Annotated in this window: 17 protein-coding genes; 15 read left to right on the forward strand and 2 right to left on the reverse strand. The window is 47.8% G+C overall.

Annotated elements, in window-relative coordinates:
* Nucleotides 1–13 precede the first annotated feature (13 nt).
* The gene (locus tag MKY95_RS13150) at nucleotides 14–1,084 is read left to right on the forward strand and encodes a glycoside hydrolase family 88 protein (protein WP_076216230.1); all 1,071 of its coding nucleotides are present in this window, start codon (nucleotides 14–16) and stop codon (nucleotides 1,082–1,084) included.
* 60 nt (nucleotides 1,085–1,144) lie between these two features.
* Here the strand turns inward: MKY95_RS13150 and MKY95_RS13155 are convergent, their stop codons facing one another.
* Nucleotides 1,145–3,427 carry an FAD-dependent oxidoreductase gene (locus MKY95_RS13155; RefSeq protein WP_339199960.1) on the reverse strand — a complete coding sequence of 761 codons (2,283 nt, stop codon included), beginning with the start codon at nucleotides 3,425–3,427 and terminating at the stop codon, nucleotides 1,145–1,147.
* A gap of 113 nt (nucleotides 3,428–3,540) precedes the next feature.
* On the opposite strand from MKY95_RS13155, the gene MKY95_RS13160 reads away from it, so the two are divergent.
* The 14 genes from MKY95_RS13160 to MKY95_RS13225 all read left to right on the forward strand — a co-directional run bounded on the left by MKY95_RS13160 (nucleotide 3,541) and on the right by MKY95_RS13225 (nucleotide 19,614).
* Complete coding sequence (locus tag MKY95_RS13160; RefSeq protein WP_036609049.1) at nucleotides 3,541–4,308, forward strand: AraC family transcriptional regulator; 768 nt, start codon at nucleotides 3,541–3,543, stop codon at nucleotides 4,306–4,308.
* A gap of 362 nt (nucleotides 4,309–4,670) precedes the next feature.
* The gene (locus MKY95_RS13165; protein WP_051447110.1) at nucleotides 4,671–7,004 is read left to right on the forward strand and encodes an endo-1,4-beta-xylanase; all 2,334 of its coding nucleotides are present in this window, start codon (nucleotides 4,671–4,673) and stop codon (nucleotides 7,002–7,004) included.
* A gap of 198 nt (nucleotides 7,005–7,202) precedes the next feature.
* Nucleotides 7,203–9,023, forward strand: a complete 1,821-nt coding sequence (locus tag MKY95_RS13170) for a sensor histidine kinase (RefSeq protein ID WP_036609047.1) — start codon at nucleotides 7,203–7,205, stop codon at nucleotides 9,021–9,023.
* A 23-nt stretch (nucleotides 9,024–9,046) separates the two neighbouring features.
* Nucleotides 9,047–9,898, forward strand: a complete 852-nt coding sequence (locus MKY95_RS13175; RefSeq protein WP_339199105.1) for a helix-turn-helix domain-containing protein — start codon at nucleotides 9,047–9,049, stop codon at nucleotides 9,896–9,898.
* A gap of 168 nt (nucleotides 9,899–10,066) precedes the next feature.
* Nucleotides 10,067–11,383 (forward strand): ABC transporter substrate-binding protein, encoded by a 1,317-nt coding sequence (locus MKY95_RS13180; RefSeq protein WP_307413462.1) that lies wholly within the window; start codon nucleotides 10,067–10,069, stop codon nucleotides 11,381–11,383.
* A gap of 208 nt (nucleotides 11,384–11,591) precedes the next feature.
* Nucleotides 11,592–12,473: a sugar ABC transporter permease gene (locus MKY95_RS13185; protein ID WP_036670532.1), complete on the forward strand. Its 882-nt coding sequence runs from the start codon at nucleotides 11,592–11,594 to the stop codon at nucleotides 12,471–12,473.
* Between the two features lie 17 nt (nucleotides 12,474–12,490).
* Nucleotides 12,491–13,387, forward strand: a complete 897-nt coding sequence (locus MKY95_RS13190; protein ID WP_339199110.1) for a carbohydrate ABC transporter permease — start codon at nucleotides 12,491–12,493, stop codon at nucleotides 13,385–13,387.
* A gap of 179 nt (nucleotides 13,388–13,566) precedes the next feature.
* Complete coding sequence (locus MKY95_RS13195; protein ID WP_076318600.1) at nucleotides 13,567–14,037, forward strand: hypothetical protein; 471 nt, start codon at nucleotides 13,567–13,569, stop codon at nucleotides 14,035–14,037.
* A 140-nt stretch (nucleotides 14,038–14,177) separates the two neighbouring features.
* Nucleotides 14,178–14,726: a glutathione peroxidase gene (locus MKY95_RS13200; RefSeq protein ID WP_036609037.1), complete on the forward strand. Its 549-nt coding sequence runs from the start codon at nucleotides 14,178–14,180 to the stop codon at nucleotides 14,724–14,726.
* Nucleotides 14,727–14,791: 65 nt separating this feature from the next.
* A complete protein-coding gene (locus MKY95_RS13205; RefSeq protein ID WP_036609035.1) occupies nucleotides 14,792–15,655 on the forward strand; it encodes an AraC family transcriptional regulator in 864 nt (287 codons plus the stop codon).
* A gap of 136 nt (nucleotides 15,656–15,791) precedes the next feature.
* Nucleotides 15,792–16,046, forward strand: a complete 255-nt coding sequence (locus MKY95_RS13210; RefSeq protein WP_036609033.1) for a hypothetical protein — start codon at nucleotides 15,792–15,794, stop codon at nucleotides 16,044–16,046.
* A gap of 149 nt (nucleotides 16,047–16,195) precedes the next feature.
* Complete coding sequence (locus MKY95_RS13215; protein ID WP_074094703.1) at nucleotides 16,196–16,795, forward strand: nitroreductase family protein; 600 nt, start codon at nucleotides 16,196–16,198, stop codon at nucleotides 16,793–16,795.
* A 94-nt stretch (nucleotides 16,796–16,889) separates the two neighbouring features.
* Nucleotides 16,890–18,521: an S-layer homology domain-containing protein gene (locus tag MKY95_RS13220; protein ID WP_245838089.1), complete on the forward strand. Its 1,632-nt coding sequence runs from the start codon at nucleotides 16,890–16,892 to the stop codon at nucleotides 18,519–18,521.
* Nucleotides 18,522–18,702: 181 nt separating this feature from the next.
* Complete coding sequence (locus MKY95_RS13225; RefSeq protein ID WP_076318602.1) at nucleotides 18,703–19,614, forward strand: NAD(P)/FAD-dependent oxidoreductase; 912 nt, start codon at nucleotides 18,703–18,705, stop codon at nucleotides 19,612–19,614.
* 127 nt (nucleotides 19,615–19,741) lie between these two features.
* On the opposite strand, the gene MKY95_RS13230 is transcribed toward MKY95_RS13225, so the two are convergent.
* Nucleotides 19,742–19,951 (reverse strand): hypothetical protein, encoded by a 210-nt coding sequence (locus tag MKY95_RS13230; RefSeq protein ID WP_076318603.1) that lies wholly within the window; start codon nucleotides 19,949–19,951, stop codon nucleotides 19,742–19,744.
* Between the last annotated feature and the right edge of the window lie 134 nt (nucleotides 19,952–20,085).

Here is a 20,085-nt window from a genome sequence, read left to right on the forward strand (position 1 = left end):
AGTGATAACCAACATGCTGAATCAAATGGTGCTACAGGAGAGAATAAGCAAGGTATCCCAAGCGATGGAGTCTATGAAAAACACAAGCATCAATGAACAGTTTCCCATCGGACTAATCGACATACATCTATGGGAATGGCCGCAAGGTGTCGGTCTGTATGGCTTGCTTCAGCTCCATGAGGCAACGAAAGATCCCAAAGTGCTAGAATTTCTGGAATCATGGTATAATGCAAGGCTGATGGAAGGGTTACCGGAAAAAAATGTGAACACCTGCGCTCCGCTCCTTACTTTGATCTCATTATGCGAGCTGACCGGAAACAAGGAGTACGAACAGGTCTGTGAGGAGTGGAGCAGTTGGATCATGGATGGACTGCTGCGAACCGGAGATGGTGCGTTTCAACATATGATCACGGGAGATGCCAATGATGGTCAAATTCTGATTGATACCCTGTTTATGACGGTGCTATTTTTGGCCAAGGCAGGGGTATACTTCAAGAAACCCGACATGGTGGAAGAAGCCAAACGACAGTTCCTTGTGCATATCAAATATCTATATAACAAGAAAACCGGATTGTTCTATCATGGCTGGGATTTCAATGAAAATCATAACTATGGTGCTGTTCATTGGGGAAGAGGCAATGCATGGTATACGGCGGGAGTTATGGATTTCCTGAATATCATTCCGATCGAAGACGGGCTAAAGGCATATCTGTTGGATACAGCAACCGCTCAAGTCAGAGCACTGAGCAAGCTTCAAGGTGAGGATGGCATGTGGCACACTGTGCTGGATGATCCAACCTCTTACAAAGAAACCTCGGCAACGGCAGCGATTGGATACGGCATTCTCAAGGGAATCCGGTATGGATACCTGGATGAATCCTATCGCCAGAATGGCTTGAGTGCGCTTGAGGCGGTGTTGAAACAAATTGATGATCACGGAGTTGTACAGCAGGTGTCCTATGGTACACCTGTGGGGCAGGATGCTCAGTTTTATAAAGATATAGCGATCAGTCCGATGGGTTATGGACAAGCACTTACGTTGTTTATTCTGATTGAGGGCTTGCGGGTTCCAACCGCCGACTAGAATAAGGTGGACTTTGTGTGGAGGATAGGGGATACAGTTTCCTGTATCCTCCTTTTTGTTTTAGTAAGCTCGAATCTCGATTAATTCGGCATATCTGCTGCCATTTGTGGCATCAATTATGATTCTCAGAGCCTGAGCTGACACAGGGACATCCAGGGAATGAATAACTTTTCTTTTGTGATTTTCTTGAACACTTGCGACTTGTGTCCATTCGCCAGCCGGTGTCAGCACATCCAAGCGATAATCACGCACCAGCTCAGGCATCACACGGAATGTTGTGTGATGGTGATGTAAATTAACCAGATCCTCGTTCACATCATCATTAAACGTCAAGTGCAATTCAGCCAAGGTTTGTGGCTCTTCCCATGTCAGTTGTACCCATTCCGGCTTGCCAGACTGCATCGGCTGCGACATCCACTGTTGCGGCCCACCGAAGGGGCGATGGTAACCGTTGATCGTATTGTCCGCTGAATAGGCCGTGGTCTCAGAGAGGTTACGACAGCAGAAGGGCTGACGCGCCAACCCCTGCATGGACCATAATACGACAGGCTGATCCGTGGCATGATCCTCCAGATTTTTGGACACGTGGTTTTCTTCTGTTTTGAAGAAGATCAGCACCCCGCTGTGTGCTTCTGTCGAATGGTAGAGTGAGACGGCTTTATTGGAGCGGATGATCATAAAAGCATTCTGCGGTTCTTCCGGTCGCCATTCGAGCGGCAGCTTCACCCACTGCGCAGTTCCTGTTGTAACGTTAACAGTCGCCGTAACTTGTAACGAATGCGGGACGTAGTTCTCCTTACGCCCCGTATCCCACAGCTCTACCGTCAGCGCGGTATCGCTGGATGCATCCAGCAGCAGCTCCAGGCCGCTGAGCACTGGATGCACAGGCAGCAACAGGGCGACATCTGTACCCAGCGGGTACGTCTCGCCAGGCTGCTCAAGGGCGATGCTCGTCAGCGTGCTGGAGGCTGTAGCCTTGGCACGCCGGGCCAGATCCAGCTCATCGTGGCTGCGCACCCCGATGATGGAAGCGTCCTGCCGCAGCAACGTCTGCTGCAGGACCGCCAGATGCCTCGCGTGCAGCTCGCGCGGCGATACCCCCATGGACGCGCAGAGCGCCGCGCCCGTACCCGCGGCTTCGCCGATGACCGCGCATGTTGCCATGACGCGCGTTGTGCCGAAGGCGACATGTGATGCACTGATGTCGCGCCCGGCCATGAGCATATTCCGCACATTCGCGGAATACAGCGAGCGGAACGGCACGTGATATACGCCATCGGCATGCATATGCTTCGAGCCACTCGCTTCGGCGTACATGCCCTGCGGAGGATGCAGGTCAATGGACCAGCCGCCAAAGGCAACGGCATCCGGGAACTCCCGCTGGCTGATAATATCGTTCTGGGTGAGCACATAGTCACCCGTGAAGCGGCGGTACTCCCTTTTGCCAGGTAGCGAACCAATCCACTCCAGCGTCATATGATCTGCATCAAACTTGCCGGAGTTCTTGATATAGTCCCAGATCCCGTAGATCACGGACCACAGTTCATCACGGATCAGCTCATTGTCATGAACGGTGTCATGTTCACCGCCCCATTCAATCCACCAATAATGACAACCGGAATCCCCGCTGCGAATGACCCGGCGAATCGGAATGCTGGTCTGTGTAATATCTTTGGCAAAAGAAGGCGGGATATAACGGACAGGCGCACCAGCATCCTTGGTATAGAAGAGAAGTGTACTGCCCAGCGTGATCTGATCAGCCACCTCTGGTGCCCACTCTTCGCCATACTCGCTGCGGGCTTCCCGGCCGAGTGCAAACTTGGCTCCAGCCAGAAAGCCAACCAATCCATCACCCGTACAGTCCAGGTAGAAGTTGCTCTCAAAATGAATTCTACGCTCGGAGCCCATCATCCAGCCAGTGACAGAGGTGATCTTTCGTTCATCCCCATCGCCAGTAGCCTCGACTTCATGTACATCCGTGTTCAGGTACAGGCTGATGTTGGATTCAGCTCGAACGGCTTCCAGAATGATTAAGTCCCAGAGATAGGGATTGCCCTCCGGATTACGATACTGATTCTCTACAAACAATTCCCCCATAATACCCGTTTCCCGGGCATAACGGTTAATCCCGTGGGCGGTGGCACCGCACACCCAGACCCGAACCTCGCTGCTGGAATTGCCGCCAAGCACGGGGCGGTTCTGCACCAGCGCAACCTGCTGCCCCATGCGGGCAGCGGCTATCGCGGCGCATACACCAGCAAGTCCTCCGCCGATGACGGTGATGTCGTTTTGTACATGCTCTTGTTTCATATCTGTGACCTCCTTAACTGAAGTTAGATCCACCTTCACTCCAACTACATATCTATAATTTCATCTTAGATTTATATATTCACTTTTTAAATGCACTATACTATCATCAAACATATACTTTATTTCACAGAAAGGGTGGTCAAGTCATGGAGCTGCTTAACCACATCTACTGGAAGCAAAAAGGGGAATTTGCTCTTACGGAAGATATCTATACGACTTGGGTGGCTTTTGCCGTCGAAGAGGGAATATTCCATTATGAGATTGGGGGTCAGATCGGAGAAGCGAGTTTTGGCGATCTGGTGCTGTGCCCCCCGGCGGTTCCTTTTCGGCGGACAGTCATTACCCCGCTGACATTTCACTATTTACAGTTTAGCAGTAGCCTGGAGGAGGAGGAGGAGTTTCTGCCACCAGCCGGAAAATCGCTGATTAATGACACGAAGCGGTTAGCCTCGACGTACGCTTATTTACGCCAGGACAGTGAGGAGAATAAGGGGGAAGTTGCCCGTTGGAAGACACATTTTATGATGGATTTGTGGCAGTTGTATCAGGTGGAACGCAGACAGAATCGCTTAAAGGAGCGGAGATTTACCGAAGACGCACGAATGGCTGAAGCGGCAGCGCTGCTGGAGGAGCGGGCGGAAGAGGAGATCAGCCTTCAGGAATTGGCACAGCGACTGGCATTGAGTCCGGTGCAGTTGACAAGGCGTTTCCGGGAAGCTTTTCAGGAGACGCCATCAGGCTATCTCAAACGGGTCCGTCTGAAAAAAGCGCAGAACCTCTTGGCTGACAGCAGCCTGACACTTAACCAAATTGCCGAGCGATGCGGATATGAGAACGGTTTTTATCTGAGTAGAGTGTTCTCCAAAACGTTGGGCATAAGTCCATCTGAGTATCGCAGGAGACACAGGGTCTAAGCTGAAAGAAGTGAGCAGAAAGCTTTGAAGACAACTTTAAAGACAACTTTTGAAGCCAGCGGAGCACCAGGTATACACCTTCGTTACGGGTTGTCAGATTATGGAGGAGCTGGTGTGAATGAGTGCAGAAGCAACGGATACTGCATTTCTAACCGAAATTAGAGGGGGAAGTACATTTCAGTTGTAGATCATAGACAATTTATACTATAATTTACCATATGGAGTCCTTATACGAACGTATGCCCCCCGTATCCGTTTGAATGAGGACTCTGATTTTATAACTAAAACCAAGGAGGTGGATATGGCCTTAGCCTTTGGAATAAGGAATTTATCCTAATATTCGATAAAGGAGAATGGAAGCGATGAGAAAAATGATATTTTTGAAAGCGCTTAAATTTGTTTTGATGATAACTTTGTTAGTTCCTTTGTATTGGGCGGCTCCATCTGTCCATGCGGCAGAAGGGGAAAATACCTTGATTCTGAGTCATGATTTTGAAGATGGCACGGTCCAGAGCTGGAGCGGACGCGGTGAAGTAGAAACGCTTCATGCAAGCGCCGTTGCAGCGCGTACCGGAGATTATGGACTGGAAGTGAGCGGGCGTGCTATGACATGGCATGGGCCAGCGCTGGATGTGACAGAACTTTTGGAGGTGGGACAGACGTATGTGTTCACTGGCTGGGTGAAGCTTCCGGCGGGAGCGTCCAGCACAAACCTCAATATGTCTTTACAGCGTACCCTGCCAGATACAACACATTATGAAAATTTAACATTCGGTACCGCATCCGCAGGCGGATGGACCAAGCTTACTGCACAGTTTAAAATGCTGGAACCAGCGAATCAGTTATCGGTTTATTTTGAAGTGCCAGACCGTGCCACAGCTTCTTTTTATATGGATGATTTCCGATTGGAGAAGCTGCCAGATCTCGGACCCATTGTGATCGAAGAAGACATTCCTTCCCTACAGGATGCTTTTGCGGGCAAGTTTCGAATTGGGACGGCCTTCACGAACAATGAACTGCTGACCGAACCGGACAAGCAGCTGCTTACGAAGCATTTTGATAGTCTGACACCAGGCAATGTTCTGAAATGGGACAGTACCGAGCCGCAAGAGGGTATGTATAATTTCAGCGGGTCGGATGCCGCAGTTGCTTTTGCAGCAGCGAACGGACAAGAAATACGCGGGCATACCCTCGTTTGGCATACACAAACTCCGGATTGGGTATTTCACGATGCCAACGGCAATCTGGTGAGCAAAACGGTGCTGTATGAACGGATGCAGCAGCATATTGAGACGGTAATGGAGCGTTATCAAGGACAGATCTACGCTTGGGACGTTGTGAATGAAGTCATTGATGCCTCCGAGCCGGATGGCCTGCGGCGCAGTCTGTGGTACCAGATTGCCGGGGAAGAATATATTGAGAAAGCATTTGAATTCGCCCATGCAGCCGACCCGGATGCCAAGTTGTTTATTAATGACTACAATACCCATGAGCCGGCCAAAAGCCAGGCCCTCTACAATCTGATCACTCGCCTTCAAGCCAAGGGTGTGCCTATTGACGGAGTCGGTCATCAAACACACATCAGCCTCTTTTATCCAACCCTTTCGGAAATTGAGAGTTCCATTGTCAAATTTAAGGCGCTGGGCCTCGAAACACATATTACTGAGCTTGATGTAAGTGTATATTCCAATGATTCGCAATCTTATGATATCTTCCCGGAAGAACTGAAGACACAGCAGGCAGCGCTGTACAAGTCCCTGTTCCAGATCTTCCTGAGGCATACGGACACAGTCAAAAATGTTACCTTGTGGGGCAAGGATGATGCCAATACCTGGCTACGAACCTTCCCGGTCGCTCGCAACAACTGGCCGCTGCTTTTCGACGAGCGACTCCAGTCCAAGCCAGCCTATTGGTCCGTATTAGAGACGGTCCAGGTCGAGGCAGTACCAGCCGCACCGCAGAATCTGACCGCCACTGCGGTTAGCGACAACAGCATCAATCTAAGCTGGAGTGCATCTGCAAGTGCGACCTCCTATACGGTAAACAGGTCGCTGACAGCAGCCGGACCGTATACATCTGTGGCCGCTGTATCGGGAACAAGCTATATGGATATGGCGGTATCTGCTGGAACCACCTACTACTATGTGGTGAATGCGGTTAACAGCGTTGGGAAGAGTGTGAACTCCGTTCAAGCTTCCGCAAAGGTCCAGGGTGGAGGGCCGCCAGAGCCTGCTGGTAATCTGATTCTAGCCTATCGTGCAGGGGATACAAATCTGCTCGATAACCAAATGAAACCGCAGTTTGTTATTTACAATAACGGTACCTCCACAGTTAGCCTGAATGAACTGACAATTCGTTACTGGTATACAGTGGACGGGGAGAAACCACAATCCTTTTTTTGTGATTATGCACAGCTTGGAGGCAGTCAGATCAGCGGCAGCATAGTGAAACTGCCTGCACCTGTTCCTGGAGCGGACCATTATCTGGAACTGAAGTTCGGTACCGGAGCAGGCGTGATCCCGGTCGGAGGAACCTCTGGGGAGATACATACCCGGTTGCACAAAGCAGACTGGTCCAATTACAGCGAAGGGGATGATTATTCCTTTAACCCGCTACAGACTTCTTTTGCCGATTGGACCAAGGTAACTCTTTACCGGAACGGCGAGCTTGTCTGGGGAGTGGAGCCTATATCCTAATTTGCTAAGTCGTTATACCCAGCCTAGCCGGAGATCCCAGATCTCCGGTTTTCTTAATACAATAGAACAAATCTGTGTATCCCTATCCCGTCCCTGGCAACTGGTATCACATATCCATGCGAATGAGCCCGGCCCCGGCCGAAGCGGGGGAACTGATGTTATAATGATCTCAATAATTGCAGGGGGAGCGCTGAGGGGATGACAAAGCCCGACTGGAAGACCTTTTTGCCGCATAAGCTCAGGTATCGGCTGTTTGGTGCGTTTGTGGTGTTGATTCTGCTGCCATTCAGCGTACTTAATGTCTACAACTATGGACAGATCGAATCTCTGGTTGAGCAAAAAATCAGCGAACAGAGCCACGAGCAACTGGTGCAGATGTATGGTTCTCTGGAGGACCAGATGAGTATTGCATTCAAAACCCTGATTTTTCTGGAACAGGATTCAGCCGTAAGAAACGCCCTGACTTCTCCAGACAATCGTTCTCCGCTTGAGAATAAGTCGTTGGTGGAAGAGAAGTTCAAGATGATCAACAACAGTTTTTTTCTATATAATCCTTCCGTGTACTTCACGCTGTTAGATTTTCATGATAACGTTTACACTTCGTATTTGCCCAAAAAAGCTCTGGCCTATGGCCCTTATCGGGAACAATTTCGCAAGCATCTTGGAGAAATGACCTTTATCAAGGGCAACACTGATTCAAACTCGTTTCCATCAGAAGAGTTACTCTACCGCTGGGATGCCCGGGATACCAACCATGTCCTGCGGGAGTTATCCTCCAGCCCGTATCTGTTGTCCCTCTATGCGTATATGAAGGACAGTGGCGGCAAAAGGTACGGAATGGCACGGATCAGCATCGATTATTCGTACTGGTTTCAGTCTATGCTGAAGGATTCGCAGAGCAATCAGGAGTATTTCCTGATTACTGGCAATGGGGAAACAATTGCCCGCTCGTCCGAAAAAGCGGTACTTTCCCCAGACGTGACCCGGGAAATTGCACTTCATCCGGCAGAGGCCTATCTGACGGATAATGATTCAGATACGCTGATTAACTACGTATACATCGAGTCACTGGACTGGTACATGGTAAATCGTATTCCACTAGCTGTGTTGTTTACGGAGATATCGGGGCTTAAGCAGCGCTATTTTTTAACGTTTTTTGGCTTCACAGCAGCATTTGTGCTCATGGCCTTTATGATCTCGGCGACGTTCACTCGGCCTTTATCACATCTGCAGAACCAGATGAAGGAGGTTGTACGCAAAAACCTCAAGGTCCGTATCCCTGAAGGCCGCAGCCGCGGAGAAGTGCTGGAACTGACCCGTACGTTCAATACGATGCTGGATGATGCCAATCAGATGATCAACAGACTCAAGGCGGAGGAACGCCAGAAGGAAGCGGTACATTTTCATATGCTCCTGGCCCAGATGAATCCGCACTTTCTCCTGAATACATTGAATACAATGAAATGGAGTGCGATCCGCAGCGGGAATGAAGAGATCTCCGAGATGTGTGTTTCCTTGGGCAAATTACTGGAGGTCAGCCTGAATTCACAGGTCGAATTGGTATACCTGAAGGACGAGATTGAGTTGGTTCAAGCCTACCTTCATATCCAGCGGATTCGTTACCGTGATAGCTTTGAGGTGACTTGTGAATTTGACGAAAAACTTGAGTATGCGCTCGTGCCCAAGCTGAGCTTGCAGCCACTGGTGGAGAATGCCATTCACCACGGTGTCGGGCCACTGGAGCAGCTTGGTCAGATCCGCATCGGAATTTACAGGCAAGACACAGGAAAGCTGATGCTGGAGGTGGCAGACAACGGAATTGGAATGGAGGAATCCCGGCGTCAGCAGATGACCCGCACACGTCCGGGGATCGGCCTGTCTAACCTTAAGGAACGATTGCGATTATTGTTCAAAGGCCAAAGTGAACTTGAAGTGATTGATACCAAGCCGGGGACATTAGTGAGGTTCAGCATTCCTTTTTTATTGTCGACGCCGTACGTACAGAAGCGATCTCACTAGACGACTGGAGAGGGGAATCTGGCATGTGGAAGGTATTACTTGTGGAAGATGAAGTATTTGTACGTGAGTCGGTGCGAGAGATTATTTCCTGGGAAGAGCTGGGTTTCACGGTCATCGGGGAATCCGGTAATGGGACCGAAGCGCTGGCGATGATTATACAGGATACACCGGATCTGGTACTGACCGATATTGTCATGCCAGGTATGGATGGTCTGGAATTACTCAAACAGACCCGTCAGGCCGGGTTAAAAACCAAGTTTGTCATGCTCACCTGTATGGGGGAGTTCGAATATGTACGCCGTGCAATGGAATACGGGGCTTCCAATTATATTTTGAAGCTGTCGATGAGTGTGAATTCACTGCGTGATACACTCCGTAAAGTAAGTGCAGAACTGGGAGCTTCGACTGAAGCCCGGACAGAGACAGATCATCATGAAGTGCCACCTTCTACACCGGTTCTCACATCAACGCCTGATTTGCCTAATTCTCTTACGGTCTCTTCTGCACCCTCGCCTGAAACGGATCTTCCATTTACACCTGTTCGTGAGCCGATTGTGAAGCATCCGGAGATTAGCAAAATAATTCAATACATCGGACAGCATTACGACCAGGACATTACCGTCAAATCCATGTCACGATATGTGATGATGGGCGAGAATTATGTGAGTGCTTTGTTCAAAAAGAAAACCGGCCATACCCTGATTCATTACTTGCATGGGGTACGGATGGAGAAAGCGGCTGAATACTTGCGCGAGACGGACCTTCCTGTACAGGAGATTGGTTACCGGGTAGGGTTCGGAAGTGATAATTATTTCATTAAAATATTCAAGCGTTGGACCGGTTGCACGCCCAGCCAGTATCGCCATCGTTCGTGACATACAGGATGAGTAGAAGGAATATGTGTACCGAGTGCTCAGGCAAGCACAAGTAAATCCGTATTTTTGTTCAATCCGAATCATGGATATGTATCTTATGAACCCAGCAAGGTCCCTGCTACGATGTAACGGAAGGTACACTTCAATTCAGGGAGGTCATGTGACCAGATGAGAATCAAAAAAGGATTAACGGGATTAATCGTAGGTGCGCTGATGCTGGGCTTGCTTGCCGGCTGTGTAGGTAAAAATGAGACGAACGGTGGAGATAACGGAGGTGGAGCGGCAGGGGGAAAAGTGAAGCTCACCATGTGGGGCGCGGTGCCGCCCGAGAATGGTCCACAGGAAGTGGTGGATACCTGGAATGCGGAGCATCCTGATATTCAGGTGGAATATGTGCGGTTTGTGAATGATGATGATGGCAACCTGAAGCTGGATACGGCGCTGTCCACCGGGCAGAACGTGGACCTGTATGTCAACTATACCCTCACAAATCTGGATAAACGCATCAAGGGTGGTACAGCACTGGATCTGGGCGAGTTCACCGACTACAACATTGATGAGAAAATGGGTGAAGATGCGGCTTCCTGGAAAGTGGACGGCAAATATTACGGGATGCCAACCAAGAAAAACGCTGCCTTCTTCGCTTTAAATATGAAAGCGCTTGATCAGGCCGGACTGAGTGTACCAAAAGCCTGGACATGGGATGAAGCTCGTGAATATGCACTCAAACTGAAAGCTGCTGGCTTCAAATACGGATTGGTGCAGCATACTGCTTCCTATGTAGACCCGCTCGATTCTGTTCTGGTGAAGAACGGCTATGTTAAGGCAGACGGTTCTTCCAATCTTGATGATCCACTCGTTACCAAATGGCTGGAGACGTTGAACGGAATGATGAAGGAGGATGCAACCACTCCTCCGCTCGGAGAGCAGCTGACTTCCAAAATGCCGGTGGAAAACATGTTCCTTGGCGGTGAGTCTGCCATGATCAACATCGGCGAATGGCTGATCCGCACATCAAACAATATGACCGAATTCCCTCGGGATTGGAAAATCGCCTTTGCCCCTGTACCGAGACTGGCTGCACAAGAAGCAGATATGGTGAAAAGTGGAGGACTTGGTGACTTTATTGCGATCAATTCCAAGTCAAAAAATAAAGAAGCCGCATGGGAGTTCCTGAAATGGTACGCCGATGGGGGAATGATGCCGATGGCTGCGGGTGGGCGTTTACCTTCCTCGAATGCGGTCGATCAGCAGACTGCCATTGATCATTTGCTTGGCGATTATGCCGATTCTTATGATAAAGAGTCACTGGAATTTGTGTTGTACGGTGACGAGACACCTACGTTTGTCCGCAGCATTGCGCAGGAAGTGGTTGATCTGCGTGCACAGGAGTATGAAAAGTTCTTCCTCGGTAACCAGACTGCCGAAGTTACGGTACAGAACATGGTCAAACGCCATAATGACTGGCTGAAGCAGAATCAATAGAAAGCAAAAGCAATGAGTCCAAAGGCCGTCCCAATGGGGCGGTTTTTTCTATATAAGCAATAGAACAATTCCATGTTGTTTCTCTCCAGAAAGGCACTGCCGAAATACATATATCTGTGATATCAGGTACAGGGTTATGTTCCTTAAATGTTAGAGGACATCTTGTTATGCTTAATTCCAGAACAGATGTTAAGGAGTGGGGGAGCATATGCATAAATCCTGGATGAAACGGCAGAGCAGACTCGGGTATCTGTTTATTGGGCCCAATATGATTGGCGTGCTGTTGTTTTTTATTATACCGGCTGTCTATTCGTTCTATCTCATGTTCACTGATTACAAATTCATGAGCCCGGAGACAAATTTCGTAGGGCTGGACAATATCCGCCGGATGTTGAATGATGATCTGTTTGGCGTGGCGCTGCGAAATACATTTGTATTTCTGTTAGCGGTTCCGGTATCGATGGGGTTGGCTTTTATCGTGGCGGTGGCGCTGAACAAGTCGGTGTATTGGCAAAAAACGCTGCGTGCCCTCTATTTCATGCCCTATATCACCAGCGGCGTTGCCATCGCCTTTGTCTGGATGCTGCTGTTCCAGCCAACATCGGGGCCAATTAATGGTTTCTTGCGCGGAATCGGTATTACGAACCCTCCCGGCTGGTTATCAACAACTGAATGGTCCATGTATGCGATTGATATCATCTGGATCTGGTTCATGCTGGGTTACAACATGATTATTTATCTGGCGGCTTTGCAGGAAATCCCGGAGGAACTGGTTGAGGCTGCACGGATAGATGGAGCCCGTCCTTGGCAGACGATACGCCAAGTGATTTGGCCGCTTGTGAGTCCAACGACCTTTTTGCTGCTGATCACGGGGCTGATTATGACGATCAAAAACTTTGGTATCATTCAAGCGATTACCCAGGGTGGGCCGGGGAACAGCACAACCGTCCTGTCGCTGTTTATCTACCAGAATGCCTTCCGCTACTACGAGATGGGCTACGCTGCTGCCATCAGCTGGGCGCTCTTTGCCATCATCATGATCTTCACTGTACTGCAGTGGCTTGGTCAGAAACGTTGGGTTCACTATTAAGGGGGGAGGGAATCGTTATGGAGAAACAAATTGCCGCGAATGCGAAGCCCACAGCTCCACATTCACCTAAAGTTAAAGTCCGTATGGAGTCCTTGACGCAGATTCGAAAAATCATACTGACAATTCTGATGTCCGGGTTTGCCCTGCTGATGGTTATGCCGTTCATCTGGATGATCAGCACGTCGTTCAAATCTCCTGCGGACGTATTCACCTATCCCATCCAGTGGATACCCTCCAGCCTGAACTGGGAGCATCACATTAAGGTTTGGAGTGGAGCGGATACCTTTGCGACGTATTATCTGAACTCGTTGAAAATATCGCTAATTAGCACGGTCGGAGCTGTATTTCTCTCGGCTTTTGCAGCCTATGGCTTCGCACGGATTCAATTCAAAGGCCGGGAGACACTGTTCCTGATCTATCTCTCGATGATGATGGTGCCACCGCAGGTACTCTTTGTACCGAAGTTCCTGATGTTTGAATGGGTAGGCATATATAATACGCATTGGGCATTGATCCTGCCCGGAATGTTCACGATCTTTGGGGTGTTTATGCTGCGGCAATTCTTCCTGTCCGTGCCTTCAGAGATCTCGGAAGCGGCGTTCATCGACGGTGCCGGTCACCTGCGCATATTCTTCAGGCTGATTCTGCCCTTGGCGAAGCCAGCGCTGGCTACCCTGGCCATTATCGATTTCTCCTGGCATTGGAATGACTATGAAAATGCGCTCGTGTTCCTGATCGACAAAGACTTGTACACCGTGCCGCTCGGACTGCAGAACTTTATTCTGGAGAATAATGTGGACTACAACGGCATGATGGCCGCTGCCACGGCAGGCATTATTCCGATGATCATCGTTTTCCTCGTGGGTCAGCATTATATCATTCAGGGCGTGGCCGGAAGTGCCGTGAAGGGCTGAAGCTGCTGTCACTGTGATCCCATATAATAACCCTTTTGCTGAACGAAGAGATTTTCGCGGCAGAAGGGTTTTCTGTTGAAAGGGAGAATTAATCCATGATCTGAGTTTATCCATTGGAGGCGATTCTTTATCGGGATTCATGGGACATATTTAAATGAAGGAAGAGGATGTTGTTGAAGATGAGTATAATCATATTTATTGTTTTTATATTGGTTGGTGTTTCTTCGTTCTTTCTAACCTTTTTTCCTAGTTGGATCTTTTTAAATTTGATTGGAGCAGCCATGGCAGTATTTACACTTGGTATGGGGTTGTTTCATGGCATGAAGCAGATAAAAAACATCGTAAAACGAATATCTTTCAAGTGCTGTTGCATCATTTTTGGTATCGGCTTGATATTACTTTTTGCTCCTAAGATAGTGTCGGGTATTCAGGATATAGGTCCTTATCTCTCCCAAGATTACGAAACAGTAACAGGTAAACCGAACTACATAGGATCCATGGGCAAGAAATGGAGGGAACAAACCATCGAAATAAATCAAATGGAATTGATTAACACTCGGGATATCGCCTGGGAAAATCGAGATAAAACACTGGAAATAAAGTATCTGCCCAGAACGAAATATGTTATGAGTATTAGAGCAGTTGAGTAATCGATATATTTTCAAATATCTCTGAGTCTAATCTGAACGATCAATATCTTCTCCAATACAATAGTTCAAACTTCGTATATAATTAACATTGACATATGATGCTGTATGACTACATAACTATCGCGAGGTGCACTAGACTTATGCCAACCATCTACGACTTTACCGTAACCAGAACCAGTGGAGAGCGTTTCCCACTCTATCAATATGAAGGAAAACCTGTGCTCATCGTAAACACGGCAAGTAAATGTAAATATACGCACCAGTTTGATGACATGCAGAAGCTGTATGACCAGTACAAGGATCAAGGACTTCAGATTATTGGTTTCCCGTGTAACCAGTTTGCAGAGCAAGAGCCTGGAAGCAGTTCGGAAGCGGAGTCCTTTTGCCAGATTAACTATGGTGTGAAATTTCCGATGTTCTCCAAACTGGATGTGAATGGAGAAGCGGCGCACCCGCTCTACGACTTTTTGAAAAGATCAGGGCCTTTTGCAGGCTTTGATGAAACAGATATACAGGCAAAATTATTGAAATTAATGGTGGCTGAGAAGGCACCAGAATGGTTACACGGCGATGCAATCAAATGGAATTTCACAAAATTCCTGATTGATGCAGAGGGGCGTGTGGTCAGACGCTTCGAACCTGTCGACTCCATCGACGAGATTCAAGAGAGTATTAAACAGCTTCTATAATTTCACTTTCATATATCCTACAGGGGCATGACACAAATCGTTTCCCTCTTCCGAACAGGAGGTGCATGAATGTGCCGAGCATGATGCAATTTAGCGCTTCACTGGAGTATAGTTACCGATCCACCAGCACGTTTAACCCAGGCAAGTCAGATGGATTCCATTCACATCCACATTATGAGATTTATTATTTTCATGATGGAGAATGTACCTATATCATAGGAGACCGGGTATATAACCTGGAGCCGGGTGATCTGGTGTTAATGCATGGCCTGACTCTTCATCGACCACATCCGAAGCCAGGCAGTGCTTATGAGCGAAGCACACTGCATTTTGATCCGTCTGCAATCCGCAGCAGCCTGCATCCGGACCGTATGGCTGAGGTCCTGAGACCATTTGAAGAACTCAGAAATTGCCGGGTCAATCTGAAGGGAGATAACCGCTCTGAATTCGAAGCTCTATTGCATGATCTTCATCGTCTGTCTCAAAGTCAGAGCAATTTCAGGCAAGAGCGAATGAATGTCAGACTGTGTGATCTGTTGTATTTTGTAGCAGAGATCTGCCAGGGTGATGTCCAGGAACAACTTCCCTCATCGGAGAGGGAGCGGCATGTCCAACACATCATTCGTTATGTGGATACCCATTATATGAAGGACATTGGTCTGGATGATTTGGCACTGGAATTACATCTGTCCAAGCCATATCTGGCAGGCATGTTTAAGGAAATGACAGGTTTGACGATATTCAAATACCTGTATGACCGTCGTATCAATCAGGCGAAGCTTTTGTTTCAGTTCCAGCCTGAGATCACCGTGACAGAAGCAAGTCGATTGTCCGGTTTCAAACGCCTTTCGCATTTTAGTCGGATGTTCAAACAAAGTGTGGGATGTTCGCCTGATCTGTACCGTACCCAATTGCATCGCCAATCATAGAAGTCGTCTTTGAGCTGACCAGCTTGTCTGGTTGGCTTTTTTTGTTGGTTTTTGTTTGAGGAATGCATCCCACTGTGTTTAGAGGACACGCAGAACAGGTAAAGAAAGGTAATGAACCCAGAGGAGGCGAATATGAATGAAACAGCGCACACCGGATCAGAATAACAACGATACCCAACAGGAACAATCCCGTGACAATCCTGAACAATATAAGACAGAGCACGAAAGTCTGCTTGACCGACATGAAGAAGAACAGACTGTAGATCCAATTCCGATGGAAGATCTGAATATGGAAGCTCAGGAAGAGAAGAATAAAGATCAGACAAAAAGTAACTCGTCTACGGAAGAGAAATACCGGGCGGATTATCGCAAAAAGACGGGCGAAGGATAATTCCAATTGCTGTGTTGGGCAAACTTGTGGAAATGTTTTCGGTGAATGTATATTTAGTGAAAATAAATTAGTTTGTTGACTAATGTATGTTACTATATTATAGTTACTATGTTGGCAATTGAAAAAAAAAATTTGGGAGGCGAATAAGAATGACAACTTTTTTTGATGCGTTGAAAAACAGAAGATCTTATTATGGAATCAGCAAGGAATCTACAATTTCGGATGCTAAAATCCAGGAAATCGTAGAAGAAGCGGTGAAATATACACCAACTTCCTTTAACTCACAAACATCCCGTGCCGTTGTATTGCTCGGTGAACAACATGATAAATTGTGGAATCACACAGAAGAAATTTTGCGTGAAGTGGTAGGTAATGAAGAAGCCTTCAAATCCACAGCAGAGAAAATGACTGGATTCCGCAGCGGATATGGTACGGTTCTCTTCTTCGAAGATAACAATGCGATCGCACAGCTTCAACAAAATTTTGCAGCTTATGCAGATAACTTCCCAATCTGGGCTAACCAATCCAACGGTATGTTGCAACTGGTAATCTGGACTGCTCTGGAACAAGAAGGTCTGGGTGCATCTTTGCAGCACTACAACCCGTTGATTGACGAGAAAGTGAAGCAAGAATGGAGCATTCCTGAGAACTGGAGATTGATCGCTCAAATGCCATTTGGTAAACCAACGGCAGCACCGGGTGAGAAAGAATTCCAACCAATTGAAGAGCGCGTAAAAGTACACAAGTAAGCTTCGCATTTCCCAACATTTAACCACATACGGCCTCGCTTCAATTTGATACGATGATAGTTGATCGTAATCCAATGAAGCGAGGCTTTTTAATGTGAATAATAGATTAAAAGACATAACGAACCAACGGATATGGAAAATGGCTTTATGCGGGTTATTAACACTTGGATCGCTGGCTGGATATGGCTCTACTGTTCAGGCTGCAACCGTGCAGCAACAGTTTCAGGATACGCACACCAGTTACGCCAAGGATGCCATTACACATCTGGTGGCAAAAGGCATTGCTGCCGGTACGTCAGAGACTACGTTTGAACCGAAGAAAGCCGTTACTCGTGCAGAATTTGCGACGTTTGCGGTGAGATTACTAGGTTTGAAGCCCGTTAAAAATAATATTAATCCCTATCAGGATATAAGCATGAATGCTTGGTATTACGGCAATGTTGCCGCCATGACGAATCTTTTTATTCTGGAGGGTAAGGGTCAGGGAACGTTCCAGCCTAATGCTTCTATTACGCGCGAAGAAGCGGCTGCCCTTCTTGTTCGAATGTTAAAACAACAACCCGTAGAGACATCACTCTTATCTTCAACGTATTTTGACGCAGCGGATATCTCGGACTGGGCACGTCCTTATGTTCAGACGGTATATCAACTTGGACTAATGCGGGGAAGCGGAGGCGTGTTTCGACCACATGACCAGGTAACGCGAGAAGAAGCAGCCGTCATGCTCGATGCCATTTTACAAAAGAAAACATGGTCTGAGCAGTTACAACGTGGGGATGAACTTGGCGTTCAGCTGGGCTGGCAATATAACTCCACTACAACTGAATTCAAGAAACAAGTGGAACAGTCTGAGGTCAACACACTTGTCCCACGCTGGTTTTTCCTGAACAGCAGTATGAAAGTAACAGATCACGCGGACCCTGCATTGATCTCCTGGGCATCCGCCACCGAAAGGCAGCTATGGCCATTGCTTGGGAATCGTTCCGATTCGGCAATTACACATCAGATGTTATCCAGTTCGGCCAACCGAGCGACAGTGATCTCACAGGTAGCCGCTTATGTCAAAACCTATAAATTGGACGGCATTAATGTGGACTTTGAGAATGTTGATCCTGCGGATCGTGAAGGGCTGACGGCATTTGTGACCTCTTTGACGGCTACGTTGCACGCACTCGGTGCTGTGGTGTCCGTGGACGTTTCGCCCGACCTGGGTACTGATTGGACGGATGCATTTGATTATGCCAAACTGGGCGCTGTATCGGATTATATGGTGCTGATGGGATACGAGGAACACTGGAACGGTGATCCGAAAGCAGGATCAGTGGCGTCTCTTCCATGGGTAGAAAAGGCTTTGGATACCATGCTCTCCGAGGTGGTACGTGCCAAAACAATTTTGGCCCTTCCGTTATATACACGAGACTGGTCTTCCGTGAATCCGGCAACCAGTTCTTGGGACATTACACTTTCAGAACAGGGAACGCGTGCGCATACCACGGGATCTGTAAGACGGTGGGATGCAAGTCTGGTTCAATATATTATTGGGTACAACAGTAACGGTATGCCAAGATATATATGGGCAGAGGACAGTCGTTCTTTATCGGCCAAAGTGTTGATGAGTGAGCAGCGGCAGATTGCCGGACTGGCTTACTGGTATATGGGCGGCGAAACAGCGGATGTATGGAACGCCATCTCGAATGCATCGCGATTTGAATCTTATAACTTCTAAGTAATCATAAATCTTATAGGCCCAAACTCACCGTGATTCCTACGGATGGTTTGGGCCTGTTTATTTTGGTATAAGATAAGGAATATGAGGAATCGTTTGAGCTTGGCTGAACGGTTTAATGTATATAAGGACAAACTGTTTAATTAAATTAGATAAATGGAAGTTCAGGAGGAGAAGGAGCATGCGAGAGGTTGATTGCATAATTGTAGGTGGAGGGCTCGCAGGGCTTCAGGCAGCCATTCAGCTTGGACGTTATTCAGCTCATCAGGTGTTGGTAATCGACGCGGGAGAAGGCAGATCGACGTTGTGCCGGACTTATCATAATATCCTCGGTTTCCCCGATGGGGTATCCGGTGAAGAGCTTAGAGAACGAGGCAGGATGCAGGCAGAGCAGACCGGTGTATCTTTTGAGAAAGACCGTATTTTTAAAGCAGGACGTCATGGAGAGAAGATCCAATTGTTCGGTACTTCCGGATCTGAATATAGGAGCAAAACCGTGTTATTGGCAACGGGGCTCACGGATAGAGTTCCGGACATTCCGGGACTAACCCCTACGCTGGGCCGCACAGTCTATGTCTGCCCTGATTGCGATGGTTATGAGATTCAGGATCAACGTACGGTACTATTGGGATCTGGCGAACCAGGTGCCAATATGGCGATGATTTTAATTCAGCGTACGAATGATCTGTTATATATCAATCATGAGCAGGCTCCCATATCTGCAGAGCTGCATCGGAGCATGAAAGAGGCGGGAGTTCGTTATCTGGAAGCGGCTGTTCAGGAAGTACAACAGATTGAGGATGGCCATATCACCGGTGTTCTGACCGAAGATGGACAGATTTTTGAGTCGGAGCGTGGATTTATCGCATTTGGAGGCAACCGGGTACACTATGAACTGGCGGAGCAGCTGGGAGCTGTGATTGCAGATAATAAACATGTAGAAGCTGATCCGCGCAGCTTGCAGGCAGCGAATAATGTATGGATAGCCGGGGATCTGGGACTGCACGCAGAACAAGCAACCGTTGCGATGGGTGAAGGTTCCATTGCCGCGATCTGGATTCATAAGGCGTTACAGCAGATGACCAAGGATTAACGTTGAATTTCACCTCCAGATATGAGTTTGATTATTCAATCGTTCATTACCAAAAAGTCCTCCCAAGCCATGCATGTGGCAGGAGGACTTTTTGAGTTGTCTTTTGCTAGGGAGAAAAGGATTACGCTTATTTGTCTGATGAATCCGTTGACTTGGAAGAGGAACTCTTGTCTTTCGAGTTATGTGAGAAATCTTTGCGAATGTTGTCCACGATATCACCAACCACGCCTTCGATCATATCGGTTGGTCCGGGATTGTTTTTGTCTGGATGGATAACGGTATTCACTCCTGGTTCAAGTTCATCGTTTGTCTTCTCATGTTTGGTTTTATCACGCATGGGAAATCCCTCCTGGTTCGATATTGTATAAGGTGTTCATTAACATATCCAAACACCGTTACGTATATGTAAACGATTAACCGCTGTAGTTCTTTTGAAACGTGTACTTGCTCATATATAGAAGATATATACAG

The organism is Paenibacillus sp. FSL P4-0176 (assembly GCF_037975265.1).
In the GTDB taxonomy this organism is placed as follows: domain Bacteria; phylum Bacillota; class Bacilli; order Paenibacillales; family Paenibacillaceae; genus Paenibacillus; species Paenibacillus amylolyticus.